The 25891-nt window shown below is 44.2% G+C and carries 25 protein-coding genes and 1 other annotated feature; of the genes, 19 read left to right on the top strand and 6 right to left on the bottom strand.

Annotation, left to right across the window (positions count from 1 at the left end):
- The first annotated feature begins 1 nt into the window (after nt 1).
- Nucleotides 2-448 (top strand): hypothetical protein, encoded by a 447-nt coding sequence (locus tag PL85_RS01705; RefSeq protein ID WP_013856107.1) that lies wholly within the window; start codon nt 2-4, stop codon nt 446-448.
- Between the two features lie 92 nt (nt 449-540).
- Here the strand turns inward: PL85_RS01705 and arcA are convergent, their stop codons facing one another.
- A complete protein-coding gene (gene arcA, locus PL85_RS01700; protein ID WP_013856108.1) occupies nt 541-1257 on the bottom strand; it encodes a two-component system response regulator ArcA in 717 nt (238 codons plus the stop codon).
- A 697-nt stretch (nt 1258-1954) separates the two neighbouring features.
- On the opposite strand from arcA, the gene PL85_RS01695 reads away from it, so the two are divergent.
- Nucleotides 1955-2440, top strand: coding sequence for an RraA family protein (locus PL85_RS01695; RefSeq protein ID WP_459559266.1), 486 nt, complete (start codon nt 1955-1957; stop codon nt 2438-2440).
- Here PL85_RS01695 and PL85_RS01690 read toward each other — a convergent pair.
- Nucleotides 2437-2940, bottom strand: a complete 504-nt coding sequence (locus PL85_RS01690) for a hypothetical protein (protein ID WP_094129844.1) — start codon at nt 2938-2940, stop codon at nt 2437-2439. The genes PL85_RS01695 and PL85_RS01690 overlap by 4 nt on opposite strands.
- Nucleotides 2941-3182: 242 nt before the next feature.
- On the opposite strand from PL85_RS01690, the gene thrL reads away from it, so the two are divergent.
- The 4 genes from thrL to thrC all read left to right on the top strand — a co-directional run bounded on the left by thrL (nt 3183) and on the right by thrC (nt 8059).
- Nucleotides 3183-3260, top strand: coding sequence for a thr operon leader peptide (gene thrL / locus PL85_RS01685; RefSeq protein WP_100208354.1), 78 nt, complete (start codon nt 3183-3185; stop codon nt 3258-3260).
- Nucleotides 3198-3315, top strand: a sequence feature (Thr leader region). (Overlaps the previous gene by 63 nt.)
- 29 nt (nt 3316-3344) lie before the next feature.
- Nucleotides 3345-5804, top strand: a complete 2460-nt coding sequence (gene thrA / locus PL85_RS01680; RefSeq protein ID WP_115339265.1) for a bifunctional aspartate kinase/homoserine dehydrogenase I — start codon at nt 3345-3347, stop codon at nt 5802-5804.
- Nucleotides 5805-5822: 18 nt separating this feature from the next.
- Nucleotides 5823-6779, top strand: coding sequence for a homoserine kinase (gene thrB, locus PL85_RS01675; RefSeq protein ID WP_026027386.1), 957 nt, complete (start codon nt 5823-5825; stop codon nt 6777-6779).
- Nucleotides 6776-8059 (top strand): threonine synthase, encoded by a 1284-nt coding sequence (thrC, locus tag PL85_RS01670; RefSeq protein WP_017047475.1) that lies wholly within the window; start codon nt 6776-6778, stop codon nt 8057-8059. Before thrB ends, thrC begins: the two co-directional genes overlap by 4 nt.
- A gap of 109 nt (nt 8060-8168) precedes the next feature.
- On the opposite strand, the gene grcA is transcribed toward thrC, so the two are convergent.
- Nucleotides 8169-8546, bottom strand: coding sequence for an autonomous glycyl radical cofactor GrcA (grcA, locus tag PL85_RS01665; protein ID WP_026027385.1), 378 nt, complete (start codon nt 8544-8546; stop codon nt 8169-8171).
- A 298-nt stretch (nt 8547-8844) separates the two neighbouring features.
- Between grcA and nfo the strand changes: the two genes are divergently transcribed.
- The 3 genes from nfo to PL85_RS01650 all read left to right on the top strand — a co-directional run bounded on the left by nfo (nt 8845) and on the right by PL85_RS01650 (nt 11353).
- The gene (gene nfo, locus PL85_RS01660) at nt 8845-9762 is read left to right on the top strand and encodes a deoxyribonuclease IV (protein WP_115339264.1); all 918 of its coding nucleotides are present in this window, start codon (nt 8845-8847) and stop codon (nt 9760-9762) included.
- 271 nt (nt 9763-10033) lie between these two features.
- Entirely contained in the window at nt 10034-10714 is a 681-nt protein-coding gene (gene ung, locus PL85_RS01655) for a uracil-DNA glycosylase (RefSeq protein WP_115339263.1), read from the top strand.
- A gap of 87 nt (nt 10715-10801) precedes the next feature.
- A complete protein-coding gene (locus PL85_RS01650) occupies nt 10802-11353 on the top strand; it encodes a hemerythrin domain-containing protein (RefSeq protein WP_115339262.1) in 552 nt (183 codons plus the stop codon).
- A 51-nt stretch (nt 11354-11404) separates the two neighbouring features.
- Here PL85_RS01650 and PL85_RS01645 read toward each other — a convergent pair whose 3' ends face one another.
- Nucleotides 11405-11584: a DUF3545 family protein gene (locus PL85_RS01645; protein ID WP_010318284.1), complete on the bottom strand. Its 180-nt coding sequence runs from the start codon at nt 11582-11584 to the stop codon at nt 11405-11407.
- Between the two features lie 710 nt (nt 11585-12294).
- Here PL85_RS01645 and PL85_RS01640 point away from each other — a divergent pair.
- The 9 genes from PL85_RS01640 to deoD all read left to right on the top strand — a co-directional run bounded on the left by PL85_RS01640 (nt 12295) and on the right by deoD (nt 21926).
- A complete protein-coding gene (locus PL85_RS01640) occupies nt 12295-13719 on the top strand; it encodes an alanine/glycine:cation symporter family protein (protein ID WP_013856119.1) in 1425 nt (474 codons plus the stop codon).
- Nucleotides 13720-13828: 109 nt separating this feature from the next.
- A complete protein-coding gene (gene yaaA / locus PL85_RS01635) occupies nt 13829-14602 on the top strand; it encodes a peroxide stress protein YaaA (protein ID WP_026027382.1) in 774 nt (257 codons plus the stop codon).
- Between the two features lie 16 nt (nt 14603-14618).
- The gene (locus PL85_RS01630) at nt 14619-14756 is read left to right on the top strand and encodes a hypothetical protein (protein ID WP_174223804.1); all 138 of its coding nucleotides are present in this window, start codon (nt 14619-14621) and stop codon (nt 14754-14756) included.
- Nucleotides 14743-15531 carry a TatD family hydrolase gene (locus PL85_RS01625; RefSeq protein WP_105977211.1) on the top strand — a complete coding sequence of 263 codons (789 nt, stop codon included), beginning with the start codon at nt 14743-14745 and terminating at the stop codon, nt 15529-15531. Before PL85_RS01630 ends, PL85_RS01625 begins: the two co-directional genes overlap by 14 nt.
- Before the next feature lie 208 nt (nt 15532-15739).
- Nucleotides 15740-16999: a NupC/NupG family nucleoside CNT transporter gene (locus PL85_RS01620; RefSeq protein ID WP_017043062.1), complete on the top strand. Its 1260-nt coding sequence runs from the start codon at nt 15740-15742 to the stop codon at nt 16997-16999.
- A 646-nt stretch (nt 17000-17645) separates the two neighbouring features.
- Nucleotides 17646-18422 carry a deoxyribose-phosphate aldolase gene (deoC, locus tag PL85_RS01615; RefSeq protein ID WP_115339261.1) on the top strand — a complete coding sequence of 259 codons (777 nt, stop codon included), beginning with the start codon at nt 17646-17648 and terminating at the stop codon, nt 18420-18422.
- 98 nt (nt 18423-18520) lie between these two features.
- Nucleotides 18521-19882 carry a thymidine phosphorylase gene (deoA, locus tag PL85_RS01610; protein ID WP_115339260.1) on the top strand — a complete coding sequence of 454 codons (1362 nt, stop codon included), beginning with the start codon at nt 18521-18523 and terminating at the stop codon, nt 19880-19882.
- A gap of 21 nt (nt 19883-19903) precedes the next feature.
- Nucleotides 19904-21127, top strand: coding sequence for a phosphopentomutase (locus tag PL85_RS01605; protein WP_115339259.1), 1224 nt, complete (start codon nt 19904-19906; stop codon nt 21125-21127).
- Between the two features lie 79 nt (nt 21128-21206).
- Nucleotides 21207-21926 (top strand): purine-nucleoside phosphorylase, encoded by a 720-nt coding sequence (deoD, locus tag PL85_RS01600; protein WP_115339258.1) that lies wholly within the window; start codon nt 21207-21209, stop codon nt 21924-21926.
- A gap of 58 nt (nt 21927-21984) precedes the next feature.
- On the opposite strand, the gene PL85_RS01595 is transcribed toward deoD, so the two are convergent.
- Nucleotides 21985-22602: a YtjB family periplasmic protein gene (locus PL85_RS01595; protein WP_026027378.1), complete on the bottom strand. Its 618-nt coding sequence runs from the start codon at nt 22600-22602 to the stop codon at nt 21985-21987.
- Nucleotides 22603-22788: 186 nt separating this feature from the next.
- Here PL85_RS01595 and serB point away from each other — a divergent pair, with 186 nt between their 5' ends.
- Nucleotides 22789-23769, top strand: coding sequence for a phosphoserine phosphatase (serB, locus tag PL85_RS01590; RefSeq protein WP_115339257.1), 981 nt, complete (start codon nt 22789-22791; stop codon nt 23767-23769).
- A 67-nt stretch (nt 23770-23836) separates the two neighbouring features.
- Here serB and PL85_RS01585 read toward each other — a convergent pair.
- The coding region (locus PL85_RS01585) for a PilZ domain-containing protein (RefSeq protein WP_208895727.1) at nt 23837-25891 on the bottom strand (2055 nt) is incomplete at its 5' end.

Below are 25891 nucleotides of genomic sequence, written 5' to 3'. Positions count from 1 at the left end.
TATGAAAAAAATCGGGTTGGCTTCATTAGTCATGGCGCTACTATCTGGCTGTAGTTCACCGCAAGTGAATTGGCTGCAGGACAGCAGTGCCGTGATATCAAATATCACCATTGGGTTGAAAAGTAACCTTTGGATCAATCAAATGCCTACAGCTAATGAGAGCGAAATACCTCTTGTGCATGGGACATTAAGATTGGATTCGTCGGCAATATTACCTGCCAATTTAACGATCGATGCGTTGATGGTCCAGCAAAGGGATAAAAATTGGCTGGTGGGCAGTGAATCGTTAGATTTACGGACTCAAAGTGAAGATCAATGGGAAGTTGTGTTTGAATGGCCGATGCAGCTTAATGTGGATAAGCCCGTTAATGTAGCTTTGCAATTGAGCGATGGTACAACAGCGCAGTGGCTTATCGAAAAGAGTGTCTTCATCGACAAAGTCTATTAGATTTATAGAACGGCTCCACGCGCAGTAGTCAGCCATGAAAAAAGCCCTTTAACCTGAGGTTAAAGGGCTTCTAACTATCTGGGGGTAGACGCTTAGTCTTCTAGATCACCACAGAAGCGGTAGCCTTCGCCATGAATTGTGGCGATGATCTCTGGCGTACCTGATACTGATTCAAAGTGTTTACGGATACGACGAATCGTCACATCTACTGTTCTGTCGTGTGGTTTCAATTCACGGCCAGTCATCTTTTTAAGCAAATCTGCGCGAGTTTGGATTTTTCCTGGGTTCTCACAGAAGTGCAGTAAAGCGCGGAATTCTGAGCGAGGAAGCTTGTAGCCTTCACCATCCGGATTCACTAAAGAGCGGCTATTGATATCCAATACCCAACCGTTGAACTCATATTTTTCCACACTGCGTTTCTCTTCTTGAGTCGTATTGGTATTCATTGAACGACCTAGAAGATTACGAGCACGAATCGTCAGTTCACGTGGGTTAAATGGTTTGGTGATGTAGTCATCAGCCCCGATCTCTAAACCGAGGATTTTATCAACTTCATTATCACGACCAGTCAAAAACATCAGTGCAACATTAGCCTGTTCACGAAGCTCACGAGCTAACAGAAGGCCGTTTTTACCTGGTAAATTGATGTCCATAATGACCAAGTTAATGGGGTTATCAGACAGCACATGGTGCATCTCTTCACCGTTACTGGCCTCAAAAACAGCGTATCCCTCTGCTTCAAAAATACTCTTAAGAGTGTTACGAGTTACTTGCTCATCTTCAACGATAAGAATCTGCGGGGTTTGCATTGGCGGTACCTAAACTTGTGAAAAAATTGTGCTAATAGAATTAATTGTAGGCAAAAAATTGCAACATACAGGTAATCTGCTGCCGATAATAAACTAAAGTTTTGAAAAAAACACTTACTTCAGTTGCCCGCCGTCCTTAGGCATATCTTGCATTGAGGTCTCCATACCCTCGGTGTTCTACTAGTCTTTAAGGCGGATTCTATAATGTTAACAGCATGCTAACAACGGCAGAATGTTAATTCCAATCACTTTGTTGATTTACATCAAGAGTTCTAATGTAACAAATATTAATCGTCTTAAGCAGTTGTAAATTTACACCACATTACCCATGCAAATAGCATGCTTTTTGGGGATTTTCGCTGGGGATGGTAGCATTAGGCGTAATGGGCTTTACCTCACATAGAAATTTACCAGCAAAGAACTTGTTAACTCGATACTTGTCAAAAAATGGGAATTGCGTAAAAAATCAACGTTTACAGCGGGGGATATCGCACTATTATGGATGTCACCAATATGAATATTCAGTCTTTTAAATGCAGTTGGCCGCCAAGTTATGCTCATTCTCAGCGGGTTTTTCTTTGCATCGTTTGTATGAATAGGTGAGTAAAGTATCTGGCATTATGGTTCATTGAGCTGTGGTTTTACAGCGCGTCTAATGTGTCAGATGAAAATAATAAACAATAATCAAGGAAGAAGGATGATAGATATCACACCAGATATTTGCGATAAATTTGAATCGCAAATCAATATATTGGATTTGCCTTTGCAAACTTTTGGTTTAAGGAGTGCTTTTTGGGGGCAAATTGTCACCGTGCGTTGCTATCACGATAACTCTAAAGTTCGTGACGTATTAAGCCAAAATGGTAAAGGTAAAGTTTTAGTCGTCGATGGTAACGGTTCGTGTCAAAGAGCCTTATTGGGTGACCAACTGGCGATCATGGCGATTGAAAACGGTTGGGAAGGGGTCATCATTTATGGAGCGATACGCGATGTTGCTGCGTTATCGCAAATGGATTTAGGCGTGAAAGCGTTAGCGAGTTGTCCACTTAAGACCGATAAGAGAGGTGCAGGCGAAATTAATGTGACGCTGACTATCCTCAACCAGATGATTCAGCCGGGTGACTATGTTTATGCCGATTGGAATGGTGTTTTAACGTCAACTCAAGTGCTAGACTGGCACTAGAATCTGAAACCCACCCCAAATTGAACGCCTTGTTGCCACTCTTGATAATCAAGGGTGGCATGTAAATCAACGTTTTCTGACAGTTGAAGTCGGCTAGATAGCTCCGCCGCCATAGCATCAGCACTGCTCGTATTATTCGGATTACTGGCGGCTGAACGCAAGGTGCTTTTTAGTGATAATTTGGGGGTTAGCTGGTAGCTGAGGCCACTTAAAAAACCACTTTCGGATCCGTAGTCGGAATTATTTATCCTCGCTCCAATGTACAGATCTAAATTGTCAAAAAGGTTATAAGAATAACCGCCATCAATAGTCCAACTATCAAATTGTTGACCATCACTTTCGCTTGAAAGAAATAAGCGATGTGGAGATTGGCTCTGTGAAGAAGGAAGTGCAGGTAAGGTATTGGCCATGCTAGATAAAGAAACAAGCAGAAATAAACATAGTGCAACTTTTAGTTTCATCTGCCTCTCCTTATTCTTGTTTTGAGTTACTGCGTCCACTGCGGTAACAACAATTAAAGCACAAATTTCACACGATGACAGCGTTATGTATATAGCATTTTGTTATTTGCTTATGTGTAAAATGGTTGTGCTTAATGTGCAATAAGTATCTTATTTGTGTTGTGTTTTTTAATTTGATTAATTCGGAATGACTATAAAAAATAGCAGATTTTCGTTGACTAATGATGACGAAGTAAGGTAAACGTAAAGGCAATTAAACACACGAGTATTTAAATTTTTCTATGTTACAGCGCAGCCTAGTAGTAATGACAACCACCATTATTATTACCGACATGACACATGTTGGGGCGGGCCGCTGAGCGAAAAGTTTTTACAAAAAAGGCCTGTATCCCACCAGATACAGGCCTTTTTTTATACCAATTTGAACTGTTTTGGAGGAAGGGATGCGAGTATTAAAGTTTGGAGGTTCATCGTTAGCCGATGCTGATCGTTTTTTAAGGGCGGCAGATATCATCGTTAACAATGTACAGCAAGAAGAAGTCGCCGTTGTGCTCTCTGCACCGGGAAAAACCACCAATAAATTAGTGGCAGTTATTGAGAGTGCTTTGCGTAATGGCGAAGCAGAACGCCAAATAGCGGAGCTTGAATTCTCATTTTTCGATCTACTCGCTGGCATCAAAGCACAATTACCTAATGTGGATTCGGCCGCTTTTGACAATCAAGTAAAAACGTCACTGTCTCAGCTGCGTCAATTTGTACACGGCATTAATTTACTCGGTATGTGCCCAGACAACGTCAATGCGCGCATTATCAGTAAAGGTGAGCGAGTCTCTATCCAACTGATGAAAGCGGTACTTGAAGCAAAAGGACAAGCGGCTGCACTGATTGATCCAGTACAATATCTTTTTGCTAAAGGAGAGTACCTTGAGGCAATGGTTGATGTTGAGATCTCCACGCAAAATTTCAAGCAAAATCCACTTCCGCAAGCGCATGTTAACATTATGCCGGGTTTCACGGCTGGTAATGAAAAGGGTGAATTGGTCTGTCTAGGCCGTAATGGCTCGGATTATTCTGCAGCCGTGCTTGCGGCATGTTTACGTGCAGATTGTTGTGAGATTTGGACCGATGTCGATGGCGTTTATAACTGTGACCCACGTTTGGTTGCGGATGCTCGTTTATTAAAATCACTCAGCTACCAAGAAGCGATGGAGCTTTCGTATTTTGGCGCGTCAGTGTTACATCCCAAAACCATTGCACCGATTGCACAATTTCATATTCCGTGTCTTATCAAAAACAGTTTTAATCCTCAAGGCGCAGGCACGCTGATTGGTCAAGATACAGGTGAAGATAAGCTGGCTATCAAAGGTATTACTACACTCAATAATTTGACTATGGTCAACGTCTCCGGCCCTGGCATGAAAGGCATGGTCGGCATGGCTAGCCGTGTGTTTGGCGCGATGTCTGCCGCAGGCGTTTCTATTGTGCTGATTACACAATCTTCTTCAGAATACAGCATCAGTTTCTGTATTGAGGCGCAAGATAAAGCCCTTGCCAAAAGAGCATTATCGGAAGCGTTTGAACTGGAATTAAAAGATGGCCTACTTGAGCCTGTCGAGTTTATGGATGACGTTGCGATTGTCACTCTGGTTGGTGACGGCATGCGCACTTCGCGCGGAGTGGCTTCTCAATTTTTCTCATCGCTGGCTGAAGTTCACGTCAATATTGTTGCCATTGCACAAGGCTCTTCCGAGCGAGCTATTTCGGCGGTGATTCCAGAAGATAAAATTTCAGAAGCGATCAAGGCTTGTCATGAAAATCTTTTCAATTCTAAGCATTTCTTGGATGTGTTTGTGGTCGGTGTCGGCGGTGTCGGAGGCGAATTAGTTGACCAAATTCATCGTCAGCAAGCCAAACTAGCCGATAAAGGAATTGTGATTCGAGTGTGTGGCCTTGCGAATAGTAAGGCACTATTGCTGGATAGCGAAGGCTTGCCGCTGGAGCATTGGCGTGATCGAATGCATAGCGCGAGTGAAGAATTTAGCCTCGCAAGGCTTATCTCTCTAGTGCAGCGTAACCATATCATTAACCCTGTCTTAGTTGATTGTACTTCCAGTGAAGTGATTGCCAACCAGTACGCCGAATTTCTGGCTGCGGGTTTTCATGTTGTGACGCCTAATAAAAAAGCCAATACCGCAAGCATGGCCTACTATCACCAGCTGCGTGAAGTGGCGCGCAACTCGCGCCGTAAACTGATGTACGAAACGACGGTTGGTGCTGGTTTACCTGTGATTGAAAACTTGCAAAATCTCATTGCTGCTGGTGATGAGTTGGAAAAATTCAGCGGTATTTTATCTGGCTCTCTCTCGTTTATTTTCGGCAAGCTGGATGAAGGTATGACTTTTAGTCAAGCTACGCAGCTAGCTAAAGACAAAGGTTTTACTGAGCCTGACCCTCGTGATGATCTGTCGGGAATGGATGTGGCTCGTAAGCTGTTAATTTTAGCTCGTGAGGCGGGAATGCCTTTAGAACTGGATGACGTAAAAGTCGATCTTGCTTTGCCACCGGGTTTTGATATTTCGGGTACAGTTGAAGAGTTTATGGCGCGCTTGCCGCAGGCTGATGCTTATTTCCAAGAGTTATCCACTAAGGCAGCAGCCGAAGGTAAGGTATTACGTTATGTTGGTGAAATATCAGAAGGCCAATGCAAGGTGAAAATTGCAGTGGTCGATGAAAATGACCCAATGTTTAAAGTCAAAGATGGTGAGAATGCACTGGCGTTTTATAGCCGTTATTACCAACCGATTCCATTGGTGTTGCGTGGTTATGGGGCGGGTACAGAAGTAACAGCAGCAGGGGTGTTCTCTGATGTGATGCGCACCTTAGGTTGGAAGTTAGGGGTTTAATTGATGAGTTCAAGTGACATGAGTGTGGTGGTGTATGCCCCAGCTTCAATTGGTAATGTGAGCGTTGGGTTTGATGTTTTAGGGGCGGCTGTGTCGCCAATTGATGGCAGTTTATTGGGGGATCGTGTTGAAGTTAAAGCGGGCAGCGAACCTTTTGTACTCGAAACTGCAGGTCGCTTTGTCGACAAGCTGCCAGAAGATCCAAAGCAGAATATTGTTTACGATTGCTGGCTTGTTTTTGCCAGAGAGCTTGAAAAAAAGAGCATTGCAGTAAAGCCGTTGCAAATGACGTTAGAAAAAAATATGCCGATTGGTTCAGGCTTAGGTTCGAGTGCTTGTTCAATTGTTGCAGCTTTAGATGCGTTGAACCAGTTTCACGGTAACCCACTTAATCAGACTGAGCTTTTAGCGCTGATGGGTGAAATGGAAGGTAAAATTTCAGGCGGTATACATTATGATAACGTTGCCCCCTGCTACTTAGGCGGCGTGCAATTGATGCTTGAAGAGCTAGGTATCATCAGCCAAGAAGTGCCTTGTTTTGACGATTGGTATTGGGTGATGGCGTATCCTGGGATTAAAGTTTCCACAGCCGAAGCGCGAGCGATCTTACCTTCACAATATCGTCGACAGGACATCATTGCGCATGGTCGTCATCTCGCAGGTTTCATTCATGCTTGTCACTCAGGTCAGCCTGAGCTAGCGGCTAAACTGATCAAAGACGTGATTGCTGAACCGTATCGTGAGAAACTTCTGCCCGGCTTTTCGGATGCGCGTAAATACGCTGCATCAGCCGGAGCGCTCACCACTGGCATTTCCGGCAGTGGCCCAACACTGTTCAGTATTTGCAAAGAAAAAGAGGTTGCCGAGCGAGTTGCTCGTTGGCTTGAACAACATTATGTACAAAATGAAGAAGGATTCGTCCATATTTGTCGCTTAGACAAAAATGGCTCGACCGTTACAGGAAGTGCTCTATGAAGCTTTACAACATAAAAGAAAATGATGAACAAGTCTCTTTTGGCCAAGCCGTACGCCAAGGGTTAGGACGCAATCAAGGGCTGTTTTTCCCAGCAGAGTTGCCTCAGTTTGAAGATATTGACGCGTTACTAGCCGAAGATTTTATCTCTCGTAGTACAAAAATTCTCAGCGCCTTGATTGGTGATGAATTACCCGCAGAGCAAGTGAATGCGATGGTTGATGCGGCTTTTCAGTTTCCAGCACCGATTAAGCAAGTGAAAGACGGCATTTATGCTCTAGAGCTTTTCCACGGCCCAACGCTGGCATTTAAAGATTTTGGTGGTCGCTTTATGGCGCAGTCACTGGCCGCCGTTTCAAATGGTGGACAGATCACCATTTTAACCGCGACTTCTGGTGATACTGGCGCTGCGGTGGCTCATGCCTTTTATGGAATGCCCGACATCAAGGTCGTGATACTTTACCCTAAAGGTAAGATCAGCCCGTTACAGGAAAAACTCTTCTGCACTCTGGGCAACAATATTCACACTGTCGCGATAAATGGTGACTTTGATGCTTGCCAAGCGTTAGTTAAGCAGGCTTTTGATGACGCTAAGCTTCGCCAAGAGATCGGTTTAAACTCTGCAAATTCAATCAATATCAGCCGATTAATGGCACAAATTTGCTACTACTTTGAGGCCGCATCACAATTAAGCAAAGCGCAGCGTGAAAACTTAGTCATCTCCGTACCGAGTGGCAACTTTGGCAACCTAACCGCTGGTCTGTTGGCAAAAGCATTGGGCTTACCAATCAAGCGTTTTATCGCGGCAACCAATGCCAATGATACCGTTCCTCGTTACTTAGAAACGGGTCAATGGGATCCAAAACCCACTGTCGCGACCACATCGAATGCGATGGATGTGAGTCAGCCGAACAACTGGCCGCGCATCGAAGAGCTTTGTCGCTTAAAGGGCTGGGGGCTAGATACCTTAGGTAAAGGTGCGGTATCTGATGCACAAAGTGCGGATTCAGTTCGTGAACTTTACGCGCAAGGTTATTTGTGTGAACCGCATGGTGCCATTGCGTATCGAGTTTTGGATGAGCAGTTACAAGCGGGAGAAACGGGGCTATTTTTGTGTACTGCGCACCCTGCCAAATTTAAAGAAGTCGTTGACGATGTGCTAGGCACTGACATTGAATTACCAGCTCCTCTTGCAAAACATGCAGTGATGACGTTGCTTTCTGAAGAGTTAGACAATGATTTTGACGCTCTAAAAACGGTGTTAAGACGCGTTCAGCCTTAAAGAGATCCTGATTTCATCTTATTGAAGTCAGGATGATATTCCTCTAACGATAAAAATGGCGCTCATTGAGCGCCATTTTTGGATATGAATATTCTCATCAACGCTATGATTATAGCGTCTCAGTGAAAGTACGTGCGATAACGTCACGTTGCTGTTCTTGAGTCAATGAGTTGAAACGAACAGCGTAACCAGAAACACGAATCGTCAGTTGCGGATACTTCTCAGGGTGTGCAACGGCATCTTCAAGAGTTTCACGCTTAAGAACGTTCACATTTAGGTGCTGACCGCCTTCGATGCGAGGTGCTGTTTCAATCGCAACTTCACGGCTTTCATACTCACCAAGGTCGCTGACCGCGATAACTTGATCTGCTTGGTAGCCTGCGTTAGCGGCAACGCAACGTGCTTCATTCTTTTCGTTATCGAGTAACCAGATAGAATTTAGTAGGTTGTCGTTTGCTGCTTTTGTAATTTGAATGCCTTGAATCATCACTATCTCCTAGTCCACTTAAGTGGCGTTATTGGTGTTTATTTTCTAACTTTGTTGAGTTGGTTATTATATAGCTAATATCCTTAAAATTAATATTGATTTAGGTCAAAAAACAACGATAAACATTGATAATATGGGGTTTATTTTATTGATTTAAATCAATAAAGCATTTAAAAACAACGAGTTCTATTTTTTTTTAATACATAAAATATTTTTTATATATTGTTTTGTTGTAATTTTACTACATTTTTAGCGCGTGTTTGACCTAAGTAACAGAAAATCAGACAATTGAAGTCCAATGTTGAAAGTACAAAGTGATTTAATGACAAATAGAATTCAGGGCCGTGGAATGAAATTTATTGGTGCTCATGTATCGGCCTCTGGTGGCGTTGACCAAGCCCCATTGAGAGCGAGAGAAATTGGAGCAAATGCATTTGCTTTATTCACTAAAAACCAGCGCCAGTGGGTTGCTAAACCGCTCGAAGAGGCAACCATTCGCGCTTTTAAGGCTAACTGTCACATGCTTGGTTTTAAAAGTGAACACATTTTGCCGCATGATTCATACCTTATTAATCTGGGCGCGCCAGAAGCCGATAAGCTTGCTAAGTCACGCGAAGCTTTTATTGATGAAATGCAACGTTGCCAGCAACTGGGGCTGACGCTTCTGAATTTTCATCCGGGTAGTCACCTTAAACAAGTCTCAGAAAGTGAATGTCTTGCGACAATTTCAGAATCGATAAACCTTGCACATCAAGCCGTGCCTGAGGTCGTTGCTGTGATTGAAAACACCGCAGGGCAGGGGACGAATCTAGGCTGGCGTTTCGAACATTTAGCCGAAATTATCCAGCAAGTTGAGGATAAATCGCGAGTAGGTGTGTGCCTTGACACGTGTCATACTTTTACTGCAGGTTATGATTTGCGCACAGTTGAGGCGTGCGAGGCAACCTTTTCAGAGTTTGATAGCGTGGTGGGAATGCACTACTTACGTGCAATGCACATCAACGACTCAAAGGCAAAGTTTGCCAGCCGTGTTGACCGCCATCATTCTCTAGGGCAAGGCGAAATTGGTTGGCCATGCTTTGAATTTATTGCCAAAGATGCAAGGTTTGATGGTATCCCATTGATTTTAGAGACAATCGATCCAGACATTTGGGCCCAAGAAATTCAAACATTAAGAGATCTACACGCACAATCGGTAGATTCAGTAGCATCTTGAATAAGTTGGCATCTTTCTTTCATAAAGACAAAGGCATAGCCGCGTCAAAATGAAGGAGGATGTCACTATGTTTCATTTGATCTCACGTTCATCATCAATAGCTCGACCACCAGTCCGATTGCCTATACCTAACCGACATGTGAACGGTCAAGGGCATACTCGAACGCCACAAAAATCACATTAACTGGCAAAAGCTCTGTGACATTGACTCATGCAGTGGTGGCTTTTTATGGTTACAATGCGGTAATTAGTTAATTTGCAGAGCGTTGTTATGACTCAATCATTGACTTGGCACGATGTTATCGGCCATGAAAAACAGCAGGAGTATTTTCAACAGACGATAGTGTTTGTTGAAAAGGAAAGGCTGGCGGGGAAAGTGATTTATCCACCTGCTGCTGACGCGTTTAATGCGTTTCGTTTTACCGAATTTGGCGATGTTAAGGTTGTGATTTTAGGGCAAGATCCTTATCACGGGCCAAATCAGGCTCATGGGTTATGTTTTTCGGTGTTACCCGGCGTTAAAACCCCACCTTCACTGGTGAATATCTACAAAGAGCTGATGCAAGATATCCCCGGTTTTGTTACTCCTCAGCACGGTTACCTAAAAAGTTGGGCCGAGCAAGGGGTGCTATTGCTCAATACCGTATTGACCGTTGAACAAGGTATGGCGCATTCGCACGCTAATACTGGTTGGGAAACCTTCACCGATCGGGTGATTGAGGCGGTAAATCAGCAGCGTGAAGGTGTTGTCTTCCTGCTGTGGGGTTCACACGCGCAGAAGAAAGGCAGCATGATTGATCGCAGTAAACATCATGTATTAGTAGCACCGCATCCTTCCCCTCTTTCTGCGCATCGAGGCTTTTTGGGCTGTAAACATTTTTCAAAGACTAATCAATTACTTATTGAGCAGGGAAAAGCGCCGGTGAGTTGGCAACCCGTATTGGATAAGTGATTAATTGATGTTTTTTCGAGCAGGGTCAAAACAAGCACGCTGAAGCTTTTATACACTAATCTAAAATAAGTGTAATGGAGAAGCACAATGATGATTGAAAGGATCCGTAGAGAACACGGGTATATGGCGCGTTTGCTTGCCATTTTGCGAGATAAACAACGGCAATTGAGTAATGAACAAAGTATCAACTACTCTTTAGTGAGAGAGATTATTGACTACTTGGCGACACATTCAGAGTCAGTACACCACCCCAAAGAAGATATTCTCTATCACTATTATATTGATCATTATGGTCAACATAATGATATTCAAAATTTAGCGAGAGAACATGTAGAACTTTCTGAGAAAACTCATGCTTTTCTAGAGATTGTCGATATGATTTTGCAAGATGCTGTTGTACCACAGCACGTGTTCATCGAGCAGCTTGATGCATTTATTTCTTCCCAGAAGCGTCATCTGGAGTTAGAAGAACAATCGGTTTTACCTTTGATCAGCCGCACCTTTAATGTGGCTGATTGGCAAGCGGTGGAGGCGAGCTGGCAACAATCCGAAGATGATCCAGTATTTGGTGAGACAATTGCCGAGCAGTACCAGCAATTAGCTCACCGAGTTCGGCAAACCGCACAAGAGTGCCAGTAATCTCTGCTGATTTAGCTAAACAAAAAAGGCACTGTTGAAGTGCCTTTTTGCTCAGAGTTTGATTTGATCTGCTTCAAAGCAGACATCCATTTCCATCAATTCTCTTTGTAACCGTTTTTGATCCTGAATCGCTTCAATTTCTCGCCACATTCTTTTTACTGGTTTAGTGCGACTAGAGCGGAGTTTTGTGATTTCCATTTCCAACATTTCGTCAAATTGCAAGCTTTCCATAAGCAACCCCTTGTTGTTGTTATTACGCCATGTCGTGCTCTCTAGATAGCACAGTTTTCGCTAGCCTAGCTATGATTTGTTTCTCATTTGTTTCCTTTTGATGAACCTTTTATTGGATTTTGACCAGAATTTCACAGTTTCAGTGGGATTCTTTAGTACAAAAAGGGAGCGGTTAAGCGACGCAAACGATTTTATTTGCATTTTGAAATGTTAAATAAATGTTGTTTTGAAAATTTACAATTGCCTGGTTGGTTGTTTTATGACCATTCAATAAAAAATTATCATAAATTTATGCAAGATTTAGTGGTGAAACTGATTAGCCCTTTATTCTCAAGGGGTGAGATTAAGTGAGTGCAACTGGGTTTTTATGGTTGTTTTTTATCTTTCAATGTTTCCAGTTTGGGTTGTTTTGGTTGCCAATCTGTTGCCGTGTTGGTTTGTTAAATGTTAATCAAAGGTGATTTTATAGTGAAAAATAACATTTTAACTAAACTTGTTGCATATTGATTTTTGTTCTTTCAGGTTGCATTATCCGCCCGTCAAAAATACGTTGCCCCTTCAAAAGTTGAGACTCCTCACTTTTTGGACGAATAAAATGCATTGCATAATATCGATAAAAACATGCTGGTTAGAACGTTGACTCGCAGCATGTGCATTTTTTCGTGAAGCTTTTCGCTTAGGTCAGCGCTATCACTCTATGAGAGGTTCTTGTGACAGACTTAATCAATTTAATGAATGATTTACTTTGGGGATCCATCCTTGTTTATCTTTTAGTCGGTGTTGGTGTGTACTTCACCGTTCGCCTAGGATTCATTCAATTTCGCCATTTCGGCCACATGTTTAGTGTGTTGAAAAACAGCCGCAAAGCAGATAAAGCCGGTATTTCTTCTTTCCAAGCACTTTGTACTAGCCTTGCTGCGCGTGTTGGTACGGGAAACATGGCCGGTGTAGCCGTTGCTTTAACGGCAGGTGGTCCAGGCGCGATTTTCTGGATGTGGTTGATTGCTATGCTTGGTATGGCGACTTCATTTGCTGAAAGCACGTTGGCTCAGCTATACAAAACCCGTGACAAAGATGGTAACTACCGCGGTGGCCCTGCGTACTATATGGAAAAAGGCCTTGGTATGCGTTGGATGGGTGTGCTGTTTTCCATCTTCCTGATTATTGCTTTTGGCCTAGTATTCAATGCCGTTCAAGCTAATTCAATTGCAGGGGCTATGAAAAATGCTTTTGGATTTGATCCGCTGTATGTCGGTATCTTCATCGTTGCAATTTCGGCTTTCGTCATTTTTGGTGGTATCCGTAAAATTGCGCGTACCGCTGAGTTGATTGTACCTTTCATGGCATTAGCTTACTTAGCGATTGCGATGTTTGTCATGGTCACTAATATAGAAAAGCTACCAGCCGTATTAAGCCTTATTTTCAAAAGTGCATTTGGCCTTCAAGAAGCGGCCGCAGGCGGTTTAGGTTACGCGATTGCTCAAGCCATGATTAACGGCATCAAACGCGGTCTGTTTTCCAATGAAGCGGGTATGGGTTCAGCACCTAATGCAGCGGCTTCTGCAACGCCTTATCCGCCGCATCCTGCTTCTCAAGGTTACGTGCAAATGTTGGGTGTTTTTATTGATACGATTGTGATCTGTTCAGCAACCGTCGCCATTATTTTGATGTCGGGTGAATATGTACCGCACGGTGAAATTACCGGTATCGAGCTGACTCAGCGCGCATTAAGCTCACAAGTGGGCAGTTGGGGTGGGATTTTTGTTGCTTTTGCGATTTTCTTCTTCGCCTTTACTTCAATTATTGCCAACTACTCTTATGCCGAAACGAACCTGATTTTCTTAGAGCACAACAATAAGAAAGGGTTAACGTTGTTCCGTATTGTTTTCCTTGCCATGGTGATGTTTGGCTCATTGGCGACCTTGCCTACCGTATGGGCAATGGCGGATGTCTCGATGGGGTTAATGGCGATTGTTAACTTGGTGGCGATCATTCTGCTCTCTGGCATTGTGATTAAGCTCGCGAAAGATTATAACCGTCAGCTAGCCGCAGGTAAGGTTCCCACCTTCGATGCTAATGATTACCCTGAGTTAAAATCTCAGTTGGAAGATGGCATTTGGTACAACAACAAATAGCCTGTTATCGTTACTGACGATTAAATAGATTGAAAAAGCCATGCAGACACCGCATGGCTTTTTTTGTACTCTGTGAGCCATAAAATAAGAATAGAAAGGAAGGAAAATTATGCTCATTGTTGTTTCCCCAGCCAAGACGTTAGATTACGAATCCCCGTTGGTGACAAGCAAATATACTCAGCCGGAGCTTATTGACCATTCAGCTCAGTTGATCGATGTTTGCCGTCAATTGACTCCTGCCGATATCTCAGCGTTGATGAAAGTGAGCGATAAAATCGCTGGGCTCAACGTGGCTCGCTTTGCGCAGTGGAGCCCAACCTTCACGTTGGATAATGCACGTCCCGCCATTTTGGCGTTTAAAGGGGATGTTTATACAGGATTTGAAGCAGAAACATTATCGGATGCCGGATTTGAACATGCACAACAGCATTTAAGAATGCTCTCTGGCTTGTATGGTGTATTAAAACCACTGGATCTGATGCAACCATACCGTTTAGAGATGGGCACGAGATTGGGTAACCCGAGGGGGACTAACCTGTACCAGTTTTGGGGGGATATCATTACCGATAAACTCAATCAAGCTCTGAAAGAGCAAGGCGATGATGTGTTGATTAATCTCGCTTCCAACGAGTATTTTAAAGCGGTTAATCCGAAAAAGCTTAAGGGGAGCATCATTACTCCGGTATTTAAGGATTGTAAGAAAGGGCAATACAAAGTCATTAGCTTCTATGCTAAGAAGGCTCGTGGCATGATGGCGCGCTACATTATCGATAAACAAATCTCTTCTGTAGAGCAATTGGCTCAGTTTGACAGTGCTGGCTACTATTTTGTAGAACAGGAGTCATCAGCAACTGAGTTGGTCTTTAAACGCGAAGAGCAGTGATATAAGAGAGGCGGTTATGTGGCAATGGTTGAAAAAGCAGGTTGCGCGTTATGATCGCTGGTGTGAGAACATGGGTTTAACACCAGATAAAAAACGTAGCTGTATTCCTTATCGTCAAGATCCTGTTCAGAGTAAAGAACGTGAGCGAGAATAAGAAGCTGCGTTTATTTGATACGCATTGCCATCTCGATTTTTCTATCTTTGAGCGTGAGTTTGAACACCATTTACATTTAGCTCGCCAGCAGGGGGTTGAGAAAATAGTGATTCCCGCCGTTGGTCCAAGTAACTGGCAACGAGTGGCCGAGCTTGCTAACGGTTATCCTGAACTCTATTTTGCTCTCGGGTTCCATCCCTGTTTTTTATCAACCTCTTCCCCTGCGGATATCGACGAGCTTGAGCAAAAGCTACTTCAAAAACCAGCCCAATGCGTTGCTCTGGGGGAGTGTGGATTAGATTTTGCGACTGATATTGCTCCCGCTTTGCAAGAAACAATGTTTGAAATGCAACTAGAGCTTGCGAAACGAGCCAGACTTCCATTGATATTACACAGCCGCAAAGCGCACAACCGCTTAATACAACTGTTAAAAAAACATCAATTTAGCCAAGGTGGAGTGCTGCATGCTTTTTCTGGCAGCGTTCAACAGGCAAACCAGTTTATTGAACTGGGTTTTAAGATTGGCGTGGGTGGTGTTATTACCTATCCAAGAGCCAACAAAACCCGTCTTACTATCGCGGCACTCCCCATCGAAAGTTTAGTGCTAGAAACAGATGCTCCTGATATGCCGCTCAATGGTTTTCAAGGGCAAGCTAATCACCCACAAAAACTGCCGATTATCCTGCAAACGCTTGCGTTGCTGAAGAACCAATCAGAGCAAACGGTTGCTGATGTTTTGTGGAAAAACAGCCATTCTCTGTTCTTTCCGGTGTGAATAAATTCGAAATGAAATGTAGGTTTAATGATTCTAGTGTCAGTAAACATTGAACGTGCTCACATAAATGAGTGAATGGGCAGTGAATCTTATAAGAAAGTGTGAGGCTGGCATTACTTTATCTTAGTGGTGATGAGTATAATCACCCCGCTTCATGAGCTCCATTTTATAACACGCCAACAATAACCTAATAAGGAAATCATAAACTATGAGCCTGTTTATGAGCCTAGTCGGTATGGCAGTTCTGCTAGGACTTGCAGTTCTACTGTCTGATAACCGCAAAGCTATTAATCTAAGAACAGTGGGTGGTGCTTTTGCTATCCAATTTATTATCGGTGGTTTCGTTCTTTACGTACCATGGGGTCGTGATCTCCTTGCTGGTTTCTCTGCGGGTGTTCAAAACGTCATCGACTTCGGTAAAGACGGTACTGGTTTTCTATTCGGCAGCCTAGTTAACTTTTCAGTTGACGGTATTGGCTTCATCTTTGCTTTCCAAGTTCTACCTACTCTAATCTTCTTCTCGGCACTTATCTCTGTGCTTTACTACATTGGCGTTATGCAATGGGTAATTAAGATTCTAGGTGGTGGTTTACAAAAAGCACTCGGTACCTCTCGTGCGGAATCGATGTCTGCTGCAGCCAACATTTTCGTAGGTCAAACAGAAGCGCCACTCGTGGTTCGTCCGTTTGTACCTAAAATGACTCAATCTGAGCTGTTTGCAGTAATGTGTGGTGGTTTGGCTTCAGTTGCGGGTGGTGTACTTGCTGGTTACGCATCGATGGGTGTGCCGCTAGAGTACCTTGTTGCGGCCTCTTTCATGGCAGCACCGGGTGGTCTACTGTTTGCAAAAATCATCAAACCAGAAACCGATACTCCAGATGAAGAACTGGGTAGCGATATGGATGGCAATGATAAACCTGCCAACGTAATCGATGCTGCTGCAGGTGGTGCTTCTGTTGGTCTGCAACTTGCGCTAAACGTAGGTGCAATGCTACTTGCCTTCGTTGGTCTAATCGCGTTAGTTAACGGTATGCTTGGTGGTGTGGGTGGTTGGTTCGGTATGCCTGAACTGACTCTAGAACTACTGCTTGGTTGGCTTTTCTCTCCATTAGCATTCCTGATTGGTGTGCCATGGGAAGAAGCGACGCTAGCGGGCTCTTTCATCGGTCAAAAACTGGTTGTAAACGAATTTGTTGCTTATCTAAACTTCGTACCTTACGTGGGTGATAACGCACAGATCGTTGCTGCTACTGGTGCAGTGATGTCTGAGAAAACTCAAGCTATCATCTCATTTGCACTGTGTGGCTTTGCCAACCTTTCTTCTGTTGCGATTCTACTCGGTGGTTTAGGTGGTCTTGCTCCTAACCGTCGTCACGATATCGCGAAGATGGGTGTAAAAGCCGTTTGTGCTGGTACACTGTCTAACTTAATGGCAGCAACCATTGCTGGCTTCTTCCTTTCTTTCTAATTAAACAAGAGAAAGAGATATAGACGCCGTTTAACATCGCCCCGTAGCAAGAGATTGCTGCGGGGCTTTTTTGTTTTGGCGAAAGGAATACTTTGATTCACTCTTTAGTCGGGTGGTCAGTGTTTATCACCTCAAGCTCTCTTTTATAAGTTAGCTTTTAATGGATAGATCAGAGTTTATCGGTAAACGAGATTATCGTTGACGCTGATCTTTTTTGAGATACAAACCGTTTGCTCTATGAATGACGCTACAGTTTTGTAGTGAAAATCTATACTGTATCAGTGAGATTCATTTTCAATAGAAGAGTGAAGATATCAGCTAGCGCCAATCAATACATGGAGTATGATTTGACGCAAAGGCAGTCCGTTTTATCATGTCGTGTTGCTTTGATATAAATTAGATACGGGTATAAGTTACACACGGATATACGTTAGACACGGCGATGAGTGCAAATAAGCGGCATATCATGGTTGTGCCATAGGCCAAATTGGTACTGTGCGGTGACAGGGATAGCAATTGAAATGCAAGTGCATTTCGAGTCTTCAAGGAACCAAGTCCGTTCATTTGTGGCTAGCAAGCCATCTCGCTCTCAACACTGAGCGTGGTTTACTAGTGAACTATTTGAATATATTGATCGGAGATAGAAATGAGCGATTTAAAAGCAGCCGCACTACGTGCACTGAAATTGATGGATTTGACTACGCTAAACGATGATGACACGGATGCGAAAGTGATTGCCCTTTGTCATGATGCCAAAACGGCTGTAGGTAATACCGCTGCAATTTGTATTTACCCTCGCTTTATTCCTATTGCGAAGAAGACACTTCGTGAGCAAGGCACGCCAGAGATTCGTATCGCAACCGTTACCAACTTCCCACACGGTAATGATGATATTGAGATTGCCGTTGCGGAAACGAAAGCCGCTGTTGCGTACGGTGCTGATGAAGTCGACGTTGTGTTCCCTTACCGCGCATTAATCGCCGGTAATGAGCAAGTCGGTTTTGATCTTGTTAAGCAATGCAAAGCCGCGTGTGGTGACATTCTGCTTAAAGTGATCATCGAAACTGGTGAGCTAAAAGAAGAAGCATTAATCAAAAAAACGTCTCAAATCTGTATTGAAGCGGGCGCTGATTTCATCAAAACCTCAACGGGCAAAGTCCCTGTGAATGCAACACCAGAATACGCACGTATGATGCTAGAAGTGATTCGCGATATGGGCGTTGCCAAAACTGTAGGCTTTAAACCTGCGGGCGGTGTACGCACAGCGCAAGATGCTGCATTGTATCTCGCGATGGCTGATGAGCTACTTGGCGCAGATTGGGCCGACAGCATGCACTACCGTTTTGGGGCCTCAAGCCTGCTAACCAATCTTTTGAATACATTAGAAGTAACAGACCAAAAAGCCGATCCAGCTGCGTATTAATTATGCGCTGAAGTAGGACTGATAATAATAAGTCTGACTCGTGGAGCTGAGCCATCAGCTCCCGATTATTACCTCTTTACCTTACTGACCAAAGCATCATGCTTGGGAGGCAACTAATGTATTCAACTCAAACTTTTTTACCTCAAGAAATCATTCGTAAAAAGCGTGACGGCGAGATCCTCACCACCGAAGAAATTAACTTTTTTATTCAAGGTGTGGCGAATAATACCGTCTCCGAAGGCCAAATTGCGGCCTTTGCCATGACGATTTTCTTCAATGAAATGACTATGCCAGAGCGCATTGCACTGACGTGCGCTATGCGTGATTCTGGGATAGTGATCAACTGGGATGCGATGAACTTCGGTGGCCCTATCGTTGATAAACACTCAACTGGCGGCGTGGGCGATGTTACTTCGCTGATGCTTGGCCCCATGGTTGCAGCCTGCGGCGGTTTTGTTCCTATGATTTCAGGGCGCGGCCTTGGTCATACGGGCGGCACGCTGGATAAATTGGAGTCGATTCCCGGTTATAACATCACGCCAAGTAATGACGTATTTGGTCAAGTAACCAAAGAAGCGGGCGTTGCTATCATCGGCCAAACGGGTGATCTCGCGCCAGCGGATAAACGCGTATACGCCACACGTGACATTACCGCAACGGTCGACAATATTTCACTCATCACCGCCTCGATTCTTTCTAAAAAATTAGCCGCTGGGTTAGATTCCTTGGTGATGGATGTCAAAGTCGGTTCTGGCGCATTTATGCCGACTTACGAAGCTTCTGAAGAGTTGGCTAAATCTATCGTCGCAGTGGCTAACGGCGCAGGTACGAAAACCACGGCTATTTTGACGGATATGAACCAAGTGCTGGCCTCTTCGGCAGGTAATGCCCTTGAAGTGCGTGAAGCGGTACGCTTTTTAACTGGTGAATATCGCAATCCTCGCTTACTGGAAATTACCTTGGCCTCTTGCGTGGAAATGTTGTTATTAGGCAATTTAGCAAAAGACAGCAGTGATGCTCGTGCGAAACTGATGGCCGTTCTTAATAACGGAAAAGCGGCTGAATGCTTTGGCAAAATGGTCAAAGGGTTAGGCGGCCCCGCTGATTTTGTTGAAAATTACGATCACTATCTTGAAAAAACCGAGCTGGTTAAGCCCGTTTACGCTCTAGAAAGTGGCGTCGTATCGGCAATGGATACTCGCGCGATTGGCATGGCCGTGGTGGAGATGGGCGGTGGACGCCGCGTCGCAACTGACACTATTGATTACGCGGTTGGGTTTGACCAATTTATTCGCCTAGGTGACGTTGCCGATAGCAGCAAGCCGTTGGCGGTGATCCATGCGCGTAATGAAGCGCAATGGCAACAAGCGGCCAAAGCATTACAAAGCGCCATTCAAATTGGCGGAGAATACACACCAACACCCGATGTCTACGGCCAAATTCGCGCAGAAGACGTATAAAAATATCGGTTGGAGAGAGCAATGAAAAGAGCATTTATTTTAGTATTAGATTCATTTGGTATCGGCGAAACCGCTGATGCACCACAATTTGGTGATGTTGGCGCTGACACTTTGGGCCACATCGCAGACCAATGTGCTAAAGGCGAAGCGAATAACGCGGATCGCCAGGGCCCATTGACGCTGCCAAACTTATCGAAACTGGGGCTTGCCATCGCGCATAAAGAGTCAACGGGGCGTTTTGCTCCGGGGCTTGATGCCAACGCTGATATTATCGGTGCGTACGGCCACGCCGCTGAGCTTTCATCAGGTAAAGATACTCCTTCGGGTCACTGGGAAATTGCTGGTGTTCCTGTGCTGTTTGAATGGGGTTATTTCAGCGATAAGCAAAATAGTTTCCCGAAAGAGCTGACAGATCGCATTATTGAACGCGCAGGTTTGGATGGTTTTCTTGGTAACTGCCATGCATCAGGCACTCAGGTTTTAGATGATTTGGGTGAAGAGCACATGAAAACGGGTAAACCGATTTTCTATACCTCAGCTGACTCAGTGTTCCAAATAGCTTGTCACGAAGAGACGTTTGGTCTTGATCGTTTGTTAGAACTTTGCCAGATCGCACGTGAAGAATTGGCGGATTACAACATTGGCCGCGTGATTGCGCGCCCGTTCATTGGCCCGAAAGCGGGAGAATTTGCTCGCACTGGCAACCGTCGTGATTTATCCGTTGAGCCGCCAGCGGCGACCGTGCTGCAAAAGTTGGTTGATGAGAAGCAAGGTAACGTGGTTTCTATTGGTAAAATTGCCGATATTTACGCCTACTGCGGCATCACTCATAAAGTCAAAGCGACAGGCATCCCAGCTTTATTTGATGCAACACTAGAACAAATCAAACAAGCGAAAGATAACACCATCGTCTTCACTAACTTCGTTGATTTTGATTCCGCTTATGGTCATCGCCGTGATGTAGCGGGCTACGCTGCGGCACTGGAGTACTTTGACAAGCGTCTGCCACAAGTGCTTGAGTTAATGGAAGAGGACGATGTACTTATTCTTACAGCGGACCATGGTTGCGATCCAACTTGGCCGGGTACGGATCATACGCGTGAGCACATTCCAGTGTTAGTTTATGGTCACAAAGTGGCCCCCGGTTCATTGGGCCGCCGTGAGACGTTTGCTGATATTGGTCAGTCACTGGCGCACTATTTCGGTACGTCTGCGATGGATTACGGCACCAATTTCTTACAGTAAGCGTAGCGATTCATTTTTTGAGGATGAATAGAGAGATCACTCTCTATTCTTTGGTCAATTTAGATAAAGGATACTTTTAATGGCAACTCCACATATTAATGCTGAAATGGGTGCATTTGCAGACGTCGTTTTAATGCCGGGTGACCCACTTCGCGCAAAATACATCGCAGAAACTTTCCTTGATGATGTGGTTCAAGTGTGTGATGTCCGTAACATGTTTGGTTATACAGGCACGTACAAAGGTCGTAAAATTTCGGTAATGGGCCATGGCATGGGGATCCCTTCATGCTCAATTTACGTGACGGAACTTATCAAAGATTTTGGCGTGAAAAAAGTGATCCGTGTCGGAAGCTGTGGTGCGGTCAGCGACGATATCAAAGTGCGTGATGTTGTGATTGATATGGGGGCTTGTACCGATTCCAAAGTTAACCGCATCCGTTTTAAAGACCACGACTTTGCTGCGATTGCCGATTACAAAATGGTTAAAGCCGCAGAAGAAGCGGCTACGGCGCGTGGTATTAACGTGAAAGTGGGTAACTTGTTCTCCGCAGAGCTTTTCTACACGCCAGATCCAGAGATGTTCGATGTGATGGATAAATACGGCATTGTTGGTGTAGAAATGGAAGCGGCAGGAATCTACGGCGTAGCGGCGGAATATGGCGCAAAAGCACTGACGATTTGCACTGTCTCTGATCACATCAAAACTGGCGAGCAAACGACTTCAGAAGAGCGTCAAAACACTTTCAATGAAATGATTGAAATTGCGTTAGATTCAGTATTGATTGGCGACGCTCAATAATATTCTTTTATAAAAAACCTCAGTGTCGCAACTGAGGTTTTTTTATTTACAAAGCCTGCTAAGTCATATCATCCACATTCTGTAGCAGCAGGTTCTCACCACCACTTTTCGGTTTTCGACGCAGTAGTAGCAGCGTGAGCAATACACCGCTGACAAAGCTGGTTAGCAGCATGAGATACATGTAGCGATCACTTTTACGATAGTGGTGATCTGAAATCGCCGTGACGCGGCCAGTTTCAAAAGTAATGCGGATAAAACCAATGATACTGCTTTCATGATAGACAGGCTCAACCAGTTGCTGACGGCCAATGCTGGCCGTGCGCAGTGGTGTATCCAATCCTAATACTTCGCGTACGCTTAACGCGTTATCGCTGGCGGCTAATTTGACCCCTTCGGAATCATAAATGGTGGCATCAAACACCAGTTTGTCTTGAGCTAACTGGTTGGTAAGGGCTAGCAGGCGCTCTTGATCTTGCTCTGATATCATGCTGCCCGCAGATAATGATGCCTGTGAAATCAAAACCTTAGTTAATGTTTCTAGTTGGTTGGCCTGAATTCGTTCGTTACCTTTACTGATCACAACGCTGTTTTTTACGGTAAAGAAGAACATGCCTGCTAATAAAATGACGGTAAGCACACGAATTGCGACGCGAAATGAAAATAAAGAGCCGTCCATAACCCACCTGATTGGATAAATAAAAACTTTACTCATATTGAGACTTGCGTTTTTAAATTGCAATAGGGTAACGTCAGGGGCATACACCCATTTATTGATACTCGAGCATTGAATCGAGTTGATCCCATTTTGCTTGTGGTGCGTTTAAGCAGGCTGAAGGAAAGGATTGATTAAGGAATGATAAACATGGATGCCCTCAAAACATTGCCGATCAAAAGGCACACAACGCTGCTCAACCGCTTGCCTGAAACTCGTTTCTCTTCACAATTTGACAAAGCAAAAGCAAGTTGGATTGTTTTTGCACCTTATCTCTCCACTCAACACTTTGATGATATTGACTTTTTTACCGGTTACTACAACGCTGTCCTCGATATGTGGAAAGTGGGACATTATGAAGTGGCGCTGATGTCAGGTGAGCTGACGACAGAGCACGAGAAAATTTTACAAGGGCTCGAAATTGATTATGCCCGTTTGTGTGAAGTACCAGACCTTTCTAAACCGGGTTTGATTGTGATGGATATGGACTCCACGGCGATTCAAATTGAATGCATTGATGAGATAGCTAAGTTAGCGGGTGTCGGAGAGGAGGTAGCCGAAGTCACTGAGCGAGCGATGCAAGGTGAATTGGATTTTGAGCAAAGCTTGCGTCAGCGGGTTGGAAAGCTTGCTGGTGCCGATGAGTCGATTCTTGAAGCGGTTCGCTCTACATTACCCATGATGCCCGATTTACGTGAACTGGTGGCGACACTGCATGCATTGGGGTGGAAAACGGCGATTGCATCCGGTGGCTTTACCTATTTTTCAGATTATTTAAAAAGCGAACTGCAACTTGATCATGCGCAATCCAATACGCTGGAAATTGTTGATGGCAAGCTTACTGGTCAAGTGCTAGGTGATGTCGTTTCGGCACAAACCAAAGCCGATATTTTGGTTGAGTTAGCACAATGTTATGAGATTGAATTGCACAATACTGTCGCGGTTGGCGATGGGGCTAATGATTTAGTTATGATGGCTGCGGCAGGGTTAGGCGTTGCTTATCACGCTAAACCTAAAGTTGAAGAAAAAGCACAAGCGGCGGTCCGTTTTGCAGGCCTTGGCGGCGTGCTCTGTATTCTCTCTGCCTCATTGGTGAAGCAGCAAAAACTCAGTTGGAAAGTGAAGCCTTAAGTAAAGCTCAACAGCAAGAGATAAGAGAGTGAGCGATGCCCACTCTCTCTTTTATCCACACTCTCTTTTACAAGGTCAGCTCTAAGCGGATCAATACTTCTTCTGTAATATCGATCACCTCTCCATAACCAATGATTGAGGTGATCTCTTTTTCTAGCGTACGAGCGTGATGAAGACTAATTTGTGCCAACTCATTGAGATCACTGCGCAGCAGCGTAGTGATTGGGTCAAAGACGGGTGCACTGCAAATCCTCAAGATGTAAATTTCACCCATGTGCTGCGCTTTTTGAATGAAATCAATACGCTCTTTAGTGTTTTCAAAATCACTTAATAATTTCGATTGGATTGATTGAATACGCGTGCCAAATTTGATTGCCGCAATATAAACGTCGTGATATTGCGGTATCGCTCCTTCAATGCGCCGCATCGGTTTAGCCAGTAGAGTATTGGTGTGACCTTTGAATATTGGCTCTAACGTGATGCGATTTTCTTGGCCTAATTTAGCCAGTAACACCAGATGAGGCGGCAAGGGATAATTCACGCCAATCACTTTAGGGCGTAAATTTGCACCGTGTTTATCAACGAAAATCGGCGAACTTATCATCTTATCAAGCAAAATGTTGTGCAACCCTTCCAGCAAGTTATGACTTGGTAGCACTTCTTCTTTCTGTAACAACTTATCTTGATTGTTTTCAATAATGCTATTGAAAAAAGCGATTGTTTTGATGGTATGTATATTTTCTTCTATCACCAATTGTAGACGCCGACCTTCGGGCCCAATACGAATAACATTATAGGGAAGGCTATGCAGTGGCAGCTTTTTGTCGTAAAGCTGTAATTCGTGGTAATTGATGGTGACGTTATCGCCTGCTTTCACGGGCAGTGGTGTATCCACAATAATACTTAAACCACGTTTAGATAAATCAACCGTATGGCCAGTCGCATTTACCCCAGATCCTGAAGTGATGGTTAGCGGTGTCTTGAATTGGTAACGAGGCTCTTTTCTACGCGAGCGAGCATCAAAATAAATGCCTGTAGGTTGACCAATGATTTGCCTTGGATGACGAAATTTATTGAGTTCGCTATTGGGTAAATTGGGTTTGTCAGTCAATAGGTAATCTTTTGCCGAATCCTCATCGCCAATTTCTTGTAAAACGCCACAGTGCGTTAAGTGGCTTGAGCGATCTGACAATTCATGGGCATGAACCGCAAGTTCTTGACGCTCTTCATCCGAGAGTTCAAAGACAAATAAGCGAAACGCTTTCCAACTTTGTCGACGAGCGCCAACATGCCAAAACATTTTTCTTTGTTCACGGTTAGCCTCTGGCATCATCATTGAAAAAAAGAGCGTTTTTTCCTGATGTTCATGCTTGAAAGCATAAAGCACATTATTGCTACCCCGCATCCCCGGCTTGGTTAACTGTTCCATCCGCTCTTTATTGAATAACGAACCGAGTGCTTGTTGATTACGCTCGTCGTGCCAGTATTGCCAGATCGGTTGGTTATTTTCAGTCAGCAGCACCAACTTCAATTCACTGCCACTAAAAAACACTGGTAAGTTACAGGTGTGTTTTAAATAGGTGTGCTCGTAACCACGGGTTCGAGCTCGGATTAGTTTATCTTGGTTATCGTGGCGCGCTTTTTGAGTGTTATTTTGCAGCGATTCAGTAATCACTTTTTCGATGATGTTAGTGTCGGAAAGTTTTAGTGTACGCAGAAATTTCACGGCATCGTTATCGTAAGACTCATCAATACCTAAAATACGATATTCAATGGCGTGGTGCAGTCCAACCACTTCTGACGTTTTGTTGAGTTCGGAAAAATAGACTTTGATCACCTCACCGAGCTTGTAGTTAAAAGCGGCGGGAACTTTAAATTTTGCACCCGAAACGGATAGATCAACACTGAGGCCATTGACCAGCTGTTTACTAGGTAGGTGAATCTCAACTTGTGAGGTGACTTTTAAGCGATTTTCTTGACGCTTGAGATCATAACCAAGCTTAATTGGCTCAGCCTCAAAAAACGTACTGCCACCACCGTCTTTTTGTGGGTTTTGGGCACCACGTTGTTGCATCACACGGAAGTTGTTTGGCGTATTGTTTAATGCTTCCCATACACCTTC

The organism is Vibrio anguillarum (assembly GCF_001989995.2).
GTDB classification, from domain to species: Bacteria; Pseudomonadota; Gammaproteobacteria; order Enterobacterales; family Vibrionaceae; genus Vibrio; species Vibrio anguillarum.
Note: the sequence above shows the minus strand (reverse complement) of the source record. Positions and strands in the feature narration are given on the sequence as shown.